This is a genomic window from Specibacter sp. BI4 (genome assembly GCF_056680095.1).
On sequence record NZ_CM155265.1, the window covers coordinates 592,725 to 606,537 of the forward strand.

General features: G+C 66.1%; 10 protein-coding genes and 1 pseudogene. 5 read left to right on the plus strand and 6 right to left on the minus strand.

The window, feature by feature from the left end; genetic code table 11:
- From AC1L6K_RS02765 to AC1L6K_RS02775, 3 genes are all read left to right on the plus strand, one after another.
- Entirely contained in the window at nucleotides 1-714 is a 714-nt protein-coding gene (locus AC1L6K_RS02765) for a response regulator (RefSeq protein WP_480951210.1), read from the plus strand.
- A gap of 91 nt (nucleotides 715-805) precedes the next feature.
- On the plus strand, nucleotides 806-2,113 hold the full coding sequence (locus AC1L6K_RS02770) for a M18 family aminopeptidase (RefSeq protein WP_480951211.1): 1,308 nt from the start codon (nucleotides 806-808) through the stop codon (nucleotides 2,111-2,113).
- A 124-nt stretch (nucleotides 2,114-2,237) separates the two neighbouring features.
- Nucleotides 2,238-3,488, plus strand: coding sequence for a low temperature requirement protein A (locus tag AC1L6K_RS02775; RefSeq protein WP_480951212.1), 1,251 nt, complete (start codon nucleotides 2,238-2,240; stop codon nucleotides 3,486-3,488).
- On the opposite strand, the gene AC1L6K_RS02780 is transcribed toward AC1L6K_RS02775, so the two are convergent.
- Complete coding sequence (locus AC1L6K_RS02780) at nucleotides 3,485-4,135, minus strand: DUF1345 domain-containing protein (protein ID WP_480951213.1); 651 nt, start codon at nucleotides 4,133-4,135, stop codon at nucleotides 3,485-3,487. The genes AC1L6K_RS02775 and AC1L6K_RS02780 overlap by 4 nt on opposite strands.
- A gap of 7 nt (nucleotides 4,136-4,142) precedes the next feature.
- Nucleotides 4,143-7,913, minus strand: a complete 3,771-nt coding sequence (locus tag AC1L6K_RS02785; RefSeq protein ID WP_480951214.1) for a TM0106 family RecB-like putative nuclease — start codon at nucleotides 7,911-7,913, stop codon at nucleotides 4,143-4,145.
- A gap of 161 nt (nucleotides 7,914-8,074) precedes the next feature.
- Here AC1L6K_RS02785 and AC1L6K_RS02790 point away from each other — a divergent pair, with 161 nt between their 5' ends.
- A complete protein-coding gene (locus AC1L6K_RS02790; RefSeq protein ID WP_480951215.1) occupies nucleotides 8,075-9,601 on the plus strand; it encodes a TIGR01777 family oxidoreductase in 1,527 nt (508 codons plus the stop codon).
- Between the two features lie 26 nt (nucleotides 9,602-9,627).
- On the opposite strand, the gene AC1L6K_RS02795 is transcribed toward AC1L6K_RS02790, so the two are convergent.
- From AC1L6K_RS02795 to AC1L6K_RS02805, 3 genes are all read right to left on the minus strand, one after another.
- On the minus strand, nucleotides 9,628-10,332 hold the full coding sequence (locus AC1L6K_RS02795) for a hypothetical protein (protein ID WP_480951216.1): 705 nt from the start codon (nucleotides 10,330-10,332) through the stop codon (nucleotides 9,628-9,630).
- Nucleotides 10,333-10,399: 67 nt separating this feature from the next.
- On the minus strand, nucleotides 10,400-11,731 hold the full coding sequence (locus tag AC1L6K_RS02800; protein ID WP_480951217.1) for an MFS transporter: 1,332 nt from the start codon (nucleotides 11,729-11,731) through the stop codon (nucleotides 10,400-10,402).
- A gap of 60 nt (nucleotides 11,732-11,791) precedes the next feature.
- A complete protein-coding gene (locus AC1L6K_RS02805; protein WP_480951218.1) occupies nucleotides 11,792-12,679 on the minus strand; it encodes a LysR family transcriptional regulator ArgP in 888 nt (295 codons plus the stop codon).
- A 64-nt stretch (nucleotides 12,680-12,743) separates the two neighbouring features.
- Between AC1L6K_RS02805 and AC1L6K_RS02810 the strand changes: the two are divergent.
- Nucleotides 12,744-13,370 (plus strand): annotated as a pseudogene (locus AC1L6K_RS02810) (LysE/ArgO family amino acid transporter).
- Nucleotides 13,371-13,388: 18 nt separating this feature from the next.
- Here the strand turns inward: AC1L6K_RS02810 and AC1L6K_RS02815 are convergent.
- The gene (locus tag AC1L6K_RS02815) at nucleotides 13,389-13,796 is read right to left on the minus strand and encodes a hypothetical protein (protein ID WP_480951219.1); all 408 of its coding nucleotides are present in this window, start codon (nucleotides 13,794-13,796) and stop codon (nucleotides 13,389-13,391) included.
- Between the last annotated feature and the right edge of the window lie 17 nt (nucleotides 13,797-13,813).

A 13,813-nucleotide genomic window follows, 5' to 3' on the forward strand; every position in this document is an offset into this window, starting at 1 on the left:
ATGCAGGAAACACTCGTGGACGGTGCGGCGGGGGTCGCCGAACCAATCAAGGTGCTGCTGGTCGACGACCAGCCGTTGCTGCGAATGGGGTTCCGGCTGATCCTTGAAGGCGAAGAGGACCTGCATGTTGTGGGTGAAGCGTCCAATGGCATTGAGGCGCTGGCCGCCGTCGAAGCCCTGCAGCCCGACGTTGTTCTCATGGATGTGCGCATGCCCCTCATGGACGGCATTGAAGCCACCGGCAGGATCAGTGCGTCCCCCTCGGATGCCAGCATCATCATCCTGACCACCTTCGACATGGACGAGTACGCCTTTGCCGGCCTGCAAGCCGGGGCCAGCGCGTTCCTGCTCAAGGACGTGGCGCCGTCGGAGCTCGTGCAGGCCGTGCGGCTGGTTGCCAGCGGAGACGCTGTGGTGGCACCACGGCTGACCCAGCGGCTGCTTGAGAATTTTGTCCGCAGCCGCCCGGTCCGCCCTGTCATTCAGCCCGACCCGCTGCTGGAGGAACTCACGCCGCGGGAACTTGATGTGGCGCAATGCATCGCCCAGGGGCTTTCCAACGCCGAGATCGCCCACAAGCTCTTCCTGTCCGAGGCCACTGTGAAGACCCACGTGCGTCGCATCCTGACAAAGCTGCACCTGCGGGACAGGGTTCAGGTGGTTGTCTACGCCTACGAAACAGGCATGGTCATCCCCAGCAATCCGGATTACTAGACGATTCTGAACGCCGCCTTGCGACAATGTTTGGTCTGCCTGGTGCCACGACAGGCATCTGCCGTGGCAGCCTTCATGATTGAATCGAAGCATGACTTCTGTTGAGCACATTCTGGACCTTCGCGACTTCATCGAGGCGTCGCCGTCGAGCTTTCATGCGGCCCGCGAATCGGGGCGGCGGCTGGCAGCGGCCGGTTTCACCGAGCTGGCGGAGTCGGCTCCATGGCCCGTGCACGGCAAGTTTTTTGTGATCCGCGACGGCGCCATCATTGCCTGGATGGTGCCGGAGAATGCTGCAGGCACCACGGGGTTCAACATTTTGGGTGCACACACCGATTCGCCGTCGTTCAAGCTCAAACCGAAACCGACCACCGGACGCTTTGGTTGGCTGCAGGCCGGTGTGGAGGTTTACGGCGGGCCGCTGATCAATTCCTGGCTTGACCGGGAGCTGCAGTTCGCGGGCCGCCTGGTTGACTTGGACGGCACGGAGACGCTGGTGGCCACGGGTCCGCTGCTGCGGTTCCCGCAACTGGCCATTCACCTTGACCGCAGCAGCAATGACGGGCTGAAGCTGGACAAGCAGCAGCACATGAACCCGATTTGGGGCCAGGGAAACCCCGCCGGCGAGGACCTGCTCGGACTGCTGGCGGACCGGGCGGGTGTGGACGCCACGACGATTGGCGGCTACGACATCGTCGTGGCCGACACCCAGCCCGGCCAGGTGTTTGGGGCCAACAATGAATTCTTCGCCGCCGGGCGCATGGACAACCTGACCTCGGTGCACGCCGGCCTGCTCGCGTTGATCGCTGCAGCGGAGGCGGCGGATGCTGCAGGAACAGCGGAGTCCGGCGGCAGGGTTGCTGTGATTCCAGTCCTGGCGGCCTTCGACCATGAGGAAATTGGTTCAAATTCCCGCTCGGGGGCCTGCGGGCCCATTCTGGAGGATGTCCTGACCCGGGTGTCGGACGGCCTGGGCGCCTCGGTGAGTGAACGCCGTCGGGCCTTCGCCAACTCCCTGTGCATCTCGGCAGACGCCGGGCACGCGGTCCATCCCAACTATGCCGAACGGCACGACCCGGCGAACCTGCCTGTCCTCAACGGCGGCCCGCTGCTGAAGATCAACGCCAACCAGCGCTACGCCACCGACGGCGTGGGCGCTGCCATCTGGGCGAAGCTCTGCGCCGCGGCGGGTGCCCCGTACCAGGAATTTGTGTCCAACAACAACGTCCCCTGCGGGTCCACGATCGGCCCGCTGACCGCCACGCGCCTGGGCATCAGGACACTTGACGTGGGCACGCCGCTGCTGTCAATGCACTCGGCCCGGGAGCTGTGCGGCGTTGCCGATCCGTACTATTTGGCGCAGATCACGAAGACGTTCTTTGGCGGGACGCCCGCCTAGCCGGCAGCGGCAGGGAGGCGCCGCTGCCGCCCTTCGCACAGGACGCTGCCCTCCTTGGATGGGCCGGGGCGTAGTATTTTGCTCGGAATGCCAGCCCTGATCCGAGCGAAGGAAAGAGCGCCACGTGTCCAAGAGCCGCATTAGCCATGCCTTTTCCAGAATGGGCGGCAGGGATCCGCAGGAGAAGGGGCGCGTCTCTACGCCCTTGGAACTGTTCTTCGACCTGACCTTTGCCATTTCCTTCGGCGTTGCGGCGGCACAATTCGCCGCAGCCATGGCGGACGGCCACGTCGGTGCCGGCCTGCTGGGCTTTGCGTTCGCCATGTTTGCGGTGGTGTGGGCCTGGATCAACTTCAGCTGGTTTGCCAGCGCCTACGACACTGACGATTGGATCTTCCGGCTTGTCACCATGGTGCAGATGGTGGGTGTGCTCATCCTCGTCATGGGGCTGGAGCCGATGTTTTCTTCCATCGTGGCCGGGGATCATGTGGACAACCGGGTCTTGGTCATGGGTTACGTGGTCATGCGGTTGGCCCTTGTGTTCCAGTGGTTGCGGGCTGCCAAGCAAGACCCGCTGCGCCGTGACACGTGCCTTCGCTACGCGAAATACCTGACGCTCGCACAGCTCGGCTGGGTCGCCGTGATCATCGCTGAGACCAGTGTGCCGGTGATGTTCTTGATGGCGGCACCGCTGTTCATTCTGGAAATGAGCACCCCTTCGATTGCCGAACGCAAGGCCAATACCCCGTGGCATGCCCACCACATCGCCGAGAGATACAGTTTGCTGGCCATCATCGCACTGGGCGAATGCCTGCTGGGGACGGTTGAAGCGCTGCGCGCCGTGGTGGCCGTGAGCGGGTGGACCCTGGACACGGCGGTTGTCGGCCTGGCGGGGACGGGGCTGGCGTTTGCCATGTGGTGGTTGTATTTCATCCTGCCGTCCGGGCAGGCCCTGCATGGCCGGCGGAACCGCTCCTTTGTCTTTGGCTACGCGCACATGCTCATTTTCGCGTCGATCGCCGCAACGGGGGCCGGCCTGCACGTCATGGCCTATTACCTTGAGGGCCACACAGTGATTGGTGAAGGTGCAGTGGTTGCGGCCGTTGCCGTGCCGGTGGCCATTTTTGCCCTGACGTTGATGGTGCTGTACGCCGTCATGGTGGAGGTTGAGCCGCTCCATTTCTGGCTGGGCGGCCTCCTGCTGGTCCTGTCGGCGGGTGCTGTTGCACTGGCGGCAGCGGGGGCTCCCGTGGCGGTTTGCCTCGTGCTGGTCGTCGCGGCCCCGGCAGTCACGATCGTCGTTGACGAAAACGTCGGGCACCGGCGCCGGCAGGCCGCAATGCAGCGGTTGGCGGCCGGGAGCGCACAGGACTAGGCGGCCAGGCTGACCACGAGGTTGATGGTGGTGGCCAGAATGCCGGTGCCAAACACAAAGGCCAGCAGGCTGTGCCGCAGCACCGCCGACCGCATGGCCCGGGTCGTGATGTTGGTGTCAGAAACCTGGTAGGTCATGCCCACGCTGAAGGCCATGTACGCAATGTCGGTGTACTGCGGCGGTTCCGCCTGGTTGAAGCTGATGCCGCCGGGCTCACCGGCATAGTAAATTTCGGTGTAGCGCAGCGTGAACAAGGTATGCACCATGAGCCAGGACATGGCCGTGCAACTCATGGCCAGCAGCGCCAGCAGGAACCGGCCCGTGCCGTGAACCTCCGTGCTGCCCACCACAACAAGGACGACGGCGGCCAGGGAACCCAGCGCTGCCAGCAAAATCAGCACGTCGGAGATTCGCCGCCCGGGGTCTTCCTCCACCGCGTAGGCGGCTGTGCGCCCGGCATCCATGGGCGTGATCTGCAGCCACACGGAGGCGTTGTAGATCAGCGCTGCCACCGCCCAGCCGACGGCGGGGGCATACACCCAGGCCCCCAGCAGGCCTGTCAGGACGGTGGCCAGGACGCCGCACAGGCCCATGACGAGCATGCGCCGCCGCCGGTGCCGTGCCCGGGACGAGATCACAGTGTTCATGGTGTGATCATGCCACGGGGCCGGGTCGTTGTCCTGCGGCACACAGGCCGATGAAGGCCCCCAGCTCGGCCATGCCTTCGGGCCGTCCGGGCATGAAGTTGCTCAACCCCGGGGAGCGGATGATGACGGCCCGCCACTGGCCGCGCGACACGGCCACGTTGATGCGGTTCCGGTTCAGCAGGAACTCCATGCCGCGCGGCGCAGCCGCAGGGTCCGCGCAGGCCATGGTCACGAGGACGACGGGTGCTTCCTGGCCCTGAAACTTGTCCACCGTGCCCACCCTGACGCCGGACAATCCGGCGCCGTCCAGCGTTTCGCGCACCAGGTGGACCTGGGCGTTGTAGGCGGCGACCACGAGGATGTCGCCCTGGTCCAGCGGACGCGGCTTCTGCTCTGCTGCGGGCGTCCACATCAGCCCGAGGTGCGCCTTGGCCTGGGCCACCACTTCGGCGGCCTCCTCGGGTGAGGACTGCTTGTTGTCCTTTTCGCTCGCCGGGTCCTGGCTGATGTACACGGTTTCCACGCCGGGTGCCCTGCCCTCGAGGTGGCGCTGGGTGGCCGCCAGGGCGGATGAAAGTTTGCCGTCGTAGCTCAGGCGCGACACCGCGGCGCACAATTCCGGGTGCATGCGCCAGGAGTCGGCCAAAAAGTAGCCCAGCTCTTCGGGCAGCGTGGCATGGCCCTCCGACAGCCAGCCCAGCGCCGATTCATCCACGGGTGCCGGGTGCGAGCCCTGCGTGACCTGCGGCAGCTGCTGCGGATCGCCCAGCAGCAGTAGGTTCCTTGCAGCCCGGGACACGGCGAGGGTGTTGGCCAGCGAATACTGCCCCGCCTCGTCAATGACGAGCAGGTCCAGGGACCCCGCCGGGATGTTTGCCCCTGTCATGGTCCACGCCGTGCCGCCAATCAACGCGCCGCCGCCACTGTTCAGGAGCTTGGCGAACTGCTTGTCATCGGTGACTTTCCAGGGCACCTCATGGGGCACATTCAGCTTTTTCCCCACACGGTCGGGGTCCACACCGGCCTTCCCGATCGCGGCACGCAGCATGTTCTCCACCACGGCGTGCGACTGTCCCACCACACCGATCTTCCAGCTGTGGTCCTTGATCAAGCGGGCGATGACGTGCGAGCCCACGTGCGTCTTGCCGGTGCCGGGCGGGCCCTGGACGGCGAGATAGGAATTGTCCAGGTGCAGCACCGCTTCGGTGATGGCGCCGACGTAGTCATGTTCCTGAAGGCCGTGGCCGTCCCCATGCACGACGGCGGAGGGCAGGGTCCCGCCGTTGGCCAGCCTGGGCGCTGCCTTGCGCAGGATGTCAAGGCCCGGGTGTTTGGGCAGCCGGGGAAGGCTGCCGCCCACCGTGCCGGCAAGTTCCGACAACGCCGCCCGGATGCTTGCCGTGGGGACTGGCCTGTCGGGGGCCAGCGCGATGGGCAGCTGGCCATAGGGCGGCACCTTGGTGGTGGACTTCTCGGTTACCAGCAAGGTGGTCAGTTCCGGGGTTGCCGGGTCCGACACATCCTCGAGCACGGTGACGTTGAACAGCCCGCCGCGCGCGGCCGGATCCTTGCCCGATTCGGCGGGGTCCTCCTCCATGCCCTCGGGCAGCGGGGCGTCGTACATGCCAAACCACGAGGTGCCCGGACGGAAATCCGATCCCTCCGTGGCGGTTCCGGTGACCGTGAGTGTGCGGGATTCGGTCCGGGCCCGGGGCTTGTCTGCTGGTTTCGCCCAGTCCTCTTCCACCTCAACATCCTCGACGCGGAGCATGTTGCGTTCCTCGGCCCAGGCTTCCGGGCCCTTCTCCAGGCGGTCAAAGTGGCCCCACCAGAACTGCTTGTCTTCGCGCCGGTGGTAGCTGGCTGCCGCCGACACCATGTTGATCGCGTTCTCGTCGGCAGTGAGCTGGTGGCCCTTCTGCCCGCGCAGCTCGGCGATGAACTCATCCAGGCGGAGCTCCTCGGGACTCGGCTCGTACGTGTCCTTCTTCTCCTCGGTGATGTTGAGCTTGCCGCTGCCGGCCGTCCAGCTTTCCACCTCGGTGGCGGCGCCTATCTTGAACAGCCAGTCCCGCAGACGCAGCGTGGAGACGCAGTCGTACTCGTTGTAGTCGGAGATGGACGCTAGGGTCTTCTCCGCCTCAGAAGCCATGGCGGCGTCCCCGGCCTGTCCGCCGCTCCCCTGTCGGCTGCTGCCGAGTCCGGCGTCGCGCTGCGCACAATACTCGGCATAAGCGACTACAGAGGCACCGGCATCCTTCACCTCACCCGAGCGCAGGTTGCTGCCCATGTAAAATGGCTCGAGTTTCTTGATGGAGTAGGACGATTCAGAGATCCGCACCGACTGGCGCACCGTGTCCAGCAAATCCACGAGCAGGCCCGTGCGCAGCCAGTCGTCCACAATGTCCTCAGCCTTGCCGTCTCCATGCATCACGGAGAGGTTCCGCAGGGCCGACTTTTCGTACGGAGCGTAGTGGTAGACATGCATGTCCGGCCATATTTCGCGGCGGGCCTGAACATAGTCGAGAAAGTTGAGGAACGCTGCACGTTCTTCGTCACGGGAATGTGCCCAAAACGGTATGAACACCAACTTGTCATCCGCCGTCGCGGCCGGGCCGGGAGCTGCGCCAGCTGCGGTGTCCTGAAGTGGCGCCTCGATGGAGCCGAACAAGTACTCAATGCCCCACTTTTCCGTGACCGGGTCCTGCCAGAGCGGGTCTCCCTCAAAGTCGAAGAAGATGTCGCCGTCACTGGGAGCGGGGAGCTTGCTGATGGTCGGCAGCACCTTGAAAGCAATCTCATGCGCGTCGGGGCCCTTGCCGGCAATGGCTGTCCCGTTGACGGTCTCCAGACCCAGCTGCATGCGGGCCTGTTCGCGCAGGCGCACCAGGGGTCCGGCGGCAGCAGACGCCGGCAGGACCGCCAATTCCTGCACGGTGTTGATGCCCTGGGCCATGAGCTTGCGGCGCTGGGATCCCGTCATGCCGTTGACCAGCAGCAGGTCCTGGTGCTCAGCCACCTGCTGGGAGCAGTAGTCGCAGCGTCCGCAATATCCGATGCCGTCCTGCAGCCACGCAACGGGCAGCGGCTGCGCACGGTGGGCGGCCGTCAGCGCCAGGAACCGCTCCCTGTGCTCACGGAACACGGGCAGCAAATCAGCCATGGGGTGGTCGCTGTGCTTGCGGTCGCCCAACACCAGCGTCGCCACGGGGGCCACCGGGATCCCGTACTTCTCCAGCTGGTCCCCATAGGCGGCCAGCTGCAGCAGCGCACTCACCCGGGCATGCCTGGCCAGCTTGGTGTCGTGCACGGCGTACGAACCGTCGGGCTGCTTCATGAGGAAATCGGCGAAGCCCACCATCGAACCGTCAAAGAACGTGGCCTGGAAAACCACCTCGGCACCGCTCCGGAGCGCCTCCAGGGTTTCCTCCCGCTTTGCTTCGAGATCGGCCCATGTCGGGGCGGCGCGCCTGCCATCCGGGCCCGTGGTGCGCTCAACAACCTTCACGCCCTTGCCTGCGGCCGGATCCCAGTCGCCAAATTCGTCCCTGTATTCGCCGAGGACCTTCTCCTCGAAGGCGTCGCCCAACGTGGCGGCCCGCCGCAGCATCTCGTCCTCGGGGAAGCCGGGTTTCTCGTTCCGGCCCAGCTTTTCGTCCAGAATCCGCAGCGTCCGATACTGGCATTCGCTGGCCGTCACCAGGTCCGACGCCGAGAAAATCAGCGGTGCACCACCTGTCCCGGTCGTGGAATGTCCGGGGGAGTCAAGCAAAAACATGTCAGCGCCTTCCGTGCAGCGTGGATGCAGCACCTTGAATCTAGCAAGCGGCACCGACATTGCGCGCGCCGGGGACCGCGTGAACGGACCGAGGTGGCAGTTCACGGGGGAAAACACCGCGATGGGGCAGGATGGAAGCACGACGCATCCAGGAGGCCGCCATGAGCACGTTCCGTTACGAAACCGTTCTTCCCCATTTCCGCGCCGGCGTGTTTACGTGGTTTACCCGGCCCGGGGCCCTGGTGCGCCTCACGCCGTCGTTCTTTGGGACCATCCTGGCCGAGCCCAGCGACGGCATCAACCCGGGCTCGACGGCGGCCATGGGCGTGGGTGCCCCCGGCGGGGCGGGCATGTGGCTGGGGTCGGCCGCCGGCAGTGTGCGCGGACTGCTGCCGGCAGCCTTCGCCGGGAAGAAGTGGACGCGCCCGGAAATTCGGTGGGATGCGCTGCACACCGAATTGCTGCCGGGGTCGAGCTTCACCGATGTCATGGACAAGGGCCCGCTCGCCTCGTGGACCCACAAGCACAGCTTCACGGACGCCACCCCTGACGGCGCGGCCGCTGCCACGGGGCTGGGCGGTACCGTCATGGTTGACGAGGTGCACTACGAGCTGCCCGCGCTGGCCCGCGGTGACTGGGCACAGAGGAAAATGGACGCCGAGCTGGGGCGCATGTTTGCGTTCAGGGAGAGGCAACTGCTGGCCGATCTGGACTTTCATGCCGCACACCCGGGCCCGCCGCTGACGATTGCCGTCACGGGGGCCTCGGGGCTTGTGGGCCGCCAGCTGTGCGCGCTTCTGGGTGGCGGCGGGCATACCGTCCTGAAGCTGGTCCGCCGTGCGCCGCAGACTGCCGGCGAGATCTTTTGGGATCCGGATGCCGGGGTGCTGGACCCGGACGCCCTGGCGCCGGCCCAGGTGGTGATCCACCTGGCCGGGCATCCCATCGGAGGGCGGTTCACCGAAGCCGTCAAGGATGCCATCTACGTGAGCCGGGTGCGCGGAACCCGGCTGCTGGCGCAGACACTGGCCAAGCTGGCGTCCGACGGCGTGGAGCGCACCCTGGTGTCCGGCTCCGCCGTCGGCTACTACGGGGCGGCTCCCCATGCCGGCACCGGTGGCAGTGCCCGCGCGGCAGCCCCCAGGCCGTTGGTGGAAGAGGACCCGGCCGGCACCGACTTTCTGGCCGGCGTGTGCCGGGACTGGGAAGCAGCCTGCGCCCCGGCTGCGGACGCCGGCGTGCGGGCCGTGAACGTGCGCACGGGGATTGTGCTCTCTGCCGCCGGGGGCGTGCTGCAGCGGCTGCTTCCCCTGTACCTGGCCGGTGCAGGCGGGCCGCTGGGGAGCGGGCAGTGGCAGAGCTGGGTGGGCATCGACGACATCGCCGGGATCTTCGCCCACGCCGCACTGTCCGCGCAGGTTGAGGGGCCCGTGAACGCCGTGGCCCCGCAACCGGTCAAGGCCGAAGAATTTGCCCGCATCCTGGGTGCCGTGCTCAACCGGCCCGCCAAGTTCAAGGTGCCGGAATTGGGGCCGCGGCTGTTGCTGGGCGAGCAGGGAGCTGCGGAATTGGCCCTTGCAGACCAGAGGGTCTCGGCACAAAAGCTGCTGGGCGGCGGATACAGTTTCAGGCACAACGACCTGGAAACCGCCCTGCGGCACATCCTGGGCGAACAGCGCCGTTCCTGAACTTCCGTTTCCAGGACCGGCGGCGGTCAGCGCCCGGCGGGTCCTGCCGGCCGGGCGTTTCCTGCCGGTCCGGCGGGTCCTTCAGGCCGGGCGCGGCGTTTCACATTTGCCCACCAAACGCCGCCGCCAATCGTGAGGCCGGCGCCAAGCAGCAGTCCGCCGACGCCGATGAACACGGCTGCAATGGTGGAGAAAATGCCGGTAAAGAAGGAGCCGAACTCCGAACCTTCCTTTACGATGACATCCACCGGGCCGGAACCGTCGGTGCTTGGGCCGGAAAAGCTGGCTCCCGGCGTGACGGAGATGGTGTAGCTGCCGCTCTTGGCGGCCGCGAACGATGCCAAGGTGGTGGCCTTGAAGGATCCCGTCGTCGTGCTGCCGGACACCTCGGTGTGCCGGACGTATACGGATTCACCATCGGGGTCCCTCACGTCGACGTCGTCAAGGGCCAGCTCAAATGCGCCAGCGGAGGCTGCCTGCACCTCCCAGAGGTCGTAGCTCATGGCGCCGGGTGAGTTGAGCTCGAACTCCTCGGACACCTCGAAACCGGCGATGGCACCCTTTCCGGGGTGCCCGTCCTCAGTGACCACGTTCAGCGGCAGGCTGGCGATGAACATGGTGACAGCGAAGACCATGGCAACCACTCCGATCAACAGGACCACGATCCCGCTGAACGTCATGATTTTTGGGCCACGCGTGGAGGGACGGGGTGGGGCAGGCGGCATGTTCATGAGCCGAGGCTACCATCCGCACCCCAAGGGGCAGGTCGGCTTGGGACTCCTGCCTGCTCCAGCTTGCTCAGCCCAGGGTGTCGGTGACGTTCTCGGCAGGGGCGGGGTCCGGCGTCGTGCTTCCCAGGGCACGCAGGCCCAGAACAACCATGGGAACCAGGACTGCCAGGGCCACCATGTTGACCCAGAAGAAGCCGCCCGCGGCGAGGACGGGGCCGGCCAGGGCGGCCATGCCGGCGGCGCCAAAGTTCATCATCATGTCGTTGGCGCCCTGGAGCGGGACGCGGAGCTCGTCGGGAGCTGACTGGTTGAGCAGGGACGAACCGCCGATCAGGCAGGCCGACCAGCCCAGGCCCAGCATGGTCAGCGCCAGCGACATCATGAGGGGATCGCTGCTGTCCGAGAACACGGCGCCGAGGGTGATGGCGGCCAGGAAGATGCCGCAGCCGATCAGCACCACGGACAGGGCGCCGAGCTTGTCGACCAGGATGCCAAACACCGGGCTTGCCGCGTACATGCCCAGGATGTGCAGGCTGATCACGATGCCAATGATCTCCAGGGAATGCCCGTGGGCGTTCATGGCAACAGGCGTCATGACCATGACGCCGACCATTATCGCGTGGCCGCCCGTGACGGCCACCAGGGCTGCCAGGGCGCGCGGGTTGTGGCTGGCCAGGCGCAGCGCCCGCCAGGCGCCGTGCTGCCTGGCGGGTTTGACGGGAGCCGCGGGAGTCGCGCCGCCTTGCCCGCCTTGCCCGCCGGGTGCCTGGCCGGCGTCCGGCGGCGGTGCAGGAAGGAGCGGTGCAGGCGCCGGGGGTGCGAGGAAAAACACCGAGATGACAAGTGCTGCCGTGACAAAGGCGACGAGCGAGAACACGAACGGCCCTGACAGGGGAACCAGTCCGAGCTGGATGCCGAACAAGCGGCCGGGCTCGGACAGGTTGGGCCCCGCGACCGAGCCCACTGTGGTGGCCCAAATGACGATTGCCATGGACCGCCCGGCCTTTTCCGGCGGGGCGCCGTCAACGGCCGCATATCGTGCCTGCAGACCGGCCGCCGTGGCTGAACCAAAGAACAACATGCCGGCAGCCATGAGCCAGAACTGGCCGAGGCTTGCGGCGAGCAGCACCAGTGCGGCGCCCACGGCGCCGAGGACAAAGCCTGTGCTCAGGGCCCACCGGCGGCCTGCGCGGACCGCAAGGTTGGCCAGCGGCACCGCAACCAGCCCCGCACCCAAGGCGGACGCAGTCTGCACAAAGCCGGATGCCGCCGTCGTGCCCGCCAATTGGGCAGCCAGGATGCCGCCCACGGCAACTCCGGACGCGACACCGACCCCGGAAAGCAGTTGGCCGGCGACAAGCACCGCCTGGTTGCGGTGCTGGCGGGACATGGTGTGCATGGCAGGATCCTTGGGTGGCGGGATATGGGGATTTTGGGTCGGCACTGACGGTTTCGGCGGCTAGGCCAGCGCCGCGGCAGCCGCCCGGGTCACGGCGGTTGTCAGCAGGTCCAGGGACGTTGACTGGATTTTCCACCGCTGCCAGAAAAGCGGAATGCTGGAAACATGGCCGGGAACCAGCTCCACCAGCTGCCCTGATGCCAGGCCGGGCCGGCAATGTGATTCCGGCAGAAGACCCCAGCCGAGCCCCATGGCCACGGCCTGGGCAAATTGCAGGGTGTCCGGGATGTAGTGCTGGGCGCCGTCCAGCGGTGCGCCGGTGACGGCGGTGAAGAAGTTGTCTTGGAGGGTGTCGCTGCGGTCAAACTGGACTGTCGGGGCGGCAGCAAAGTCCTCGGCCGAGAACCCGCGGGGAAACCAGCGCTGGATGAACGCTGCCGAGGCGCACGGCCTGTAGTTCATGGCTCCCAGCGGAACCACGGAACAGCCCTGAATGGGATCCGCGGCCGCGGTGACAGCCGCCATGACACCGCCGGACCGCAGCAGGTCCACCGAGTGCTGCTCATCCTCGCGGACCAGCTCGATCGTCAAATGCTGCGCCACAGGCAGCAGGGCAAGCGCATCCATGAACCAGGTGCCCAGGGAATCGGCGTTGACCACAACGGCGAGGGTGTTGTGGACTGCGCCTTCCATCCCCAACTCGGCCGCAGCATCCGCTTCCAGCTGACGCAGTTGACGTGCCAGCCTGTGGACAACCATGCCGGCCGCCGTGGCGGTTATGGGGGTGGTCCGCTGCAGGAGAATTTGTCCGGCAGCCTGTTCCATGGCCTTGATGCGCTGTGAAACGGCCGAGGCCGTGACGTGCAGCTGCCGTGCGGCGGCATCAAAGGTGCCGCACTCCAAGACGGACAGGAAGGTGCGCAACTGTTCGGTCTGGAATGACATCATTAGTTTTCCTTATGCAACCACAAAATAATTAGCTGTACTGTCTTTGTTGATTCTAGTAGTTTCAATGCTTGTGACACCACTGGATATTTTTGCGACAGCAGCCACAGGCCTCGGCGCCGGGCTGGCCCTCATCATCGCCATCGGCGCCCAAAATGCCTTTGTGCTCCGCCAAGGCATCCGCGGTGAGCACGTGGGCCTGGTGGTTCTGGTCTGCTCGCTCAGCGACATTGTATTGATCGGGGCGGGCATCTTCGGCATCGGCGCAGTCATCACGGCAGTGCCTGCCGTGGTGGTGGTGATCAGGCTGGCCGGTGCCGCCTTTCTGATTGCCTACGCGGTGCTGGCTGCACGGCGGGCGGTCCGACCGGAAACGCTGACTGTCGGCAAACAGCAGGGCGCGCTGAGTCGGAAGGCAGTGCTGGTCGCGGCGATGACACTGACGTAGCTGAACCCCCACGTGTATCTTGACACCGTGCTGCTCCTGGGCACCTTGGCCAACCAGCACGGCGACCTTCGCTGGTGGTTTGGGGCCGGGGCCGTGCTGGGCAGCGTGCTCTGGTTCAGTGCCCTGGGGCTGGGCGCCCGCTTCCTGCGTCCGGTGTTCGCCAAGCCCGGCGCGTGGCGTGTGCTGGACGGGCTGATTGCCGCTGTCATGCTGTTCCTCGGCGTGAAAATGGCTTTTGGAAGCTGACCCCGGCACAGCGGGGCGCTAGATGAAATCCATCTCCACCTGCAGGAACGACTCGGCGGACGCGATGGCACCGGCGAAGGCTTCCTCCTCCGTCGGAGATTTATTGGGTGTGCGGGTGTACCACTCGTGGGTGGTCATGTGGACCCTGAGGACCCCGCCGGCTGCGGGGGCGTAGAACAAGCCGAATCGCTGGACGGGCCACTCCGCTGACGTCTCGATCCCCACCAGCAGCGCCGCGTTCAGGGCCGGGTTGAACCATTGGGCGATGGGCCGGCGCCTGTCCTCAAAGAACAGTCCCGCGGCATAGCGGCTCGCTGCCGTTGCCCCCATTTCCAGCCGCAGCCGTTCGCGCCACAACGACAAGATCTCCGTGTCGTGGCGCTGCCACACTGCTGGGACCAGCGGATGCTCACTGCCAAGGCTCACAGTTCAATTTTAGCCAT

Bases quoted from the DNA above. Each gene is read 5' to 3' on its own strand.
- AC1L6K_RS02765 (WP_480951210.1), top strand. From the start codon at position 1: ATGCAGGAAACACTCGTGGACGGTGCGGCGGGGGTCGCCGAACCAATC.
- AC1L6K_RS02770 (WP_480951211.1), top strand. From the start codon at position 806: ATGACTTCTGTTGAGCACATTCTGGACCTTCGCGACTTCATCGAGGCG.
- AC1L6K_RS02780 (WP_480951213.1), bottom strand. From the start codon at position 4,135: ATGAACACTGTGATCTCGTCCCGGGCACGGCACCGGCGGCGGCGCATG.
- AC1L6K_RS02785 (WP_480951214.1), bottom strand. From the start codon at position 7,913: ATGTTTTTGCTTGACTCCCCCGGACATTCCACGACCGGGACAGGTGGT.
- AC1L6K_RS02790 (WP_480951215.1), top strand. From the start codon at position 8,075: ATGAGCACGTTCCGTTACGAAACCGTTCTTCCCCATTTCCGCGCCGGC.
- AC1L6K_RS02795 (WP_480951216.1), bottom strand. From the start codon at position 10,332: ATGAACATGCCGCCTGCCCCACCCCGTCCCTCCACGCGTGGCCCAAAA.
- AC1L6K_RS02800 (WP_480951217.1), bottom strand. From the start codon at position 11,731: ATGCACACCATGTCCCGCCAGCACCGCAACCAGGCGGTGCTTGTCGCC.
- AC1L6K_RS02805 (WP_480951218.1), bottom strand. From the start codon at position 12,679: ATGATGTCATTCCAGACCGAACAGTTGCGCACCTTCCTGTCCGTCTTG.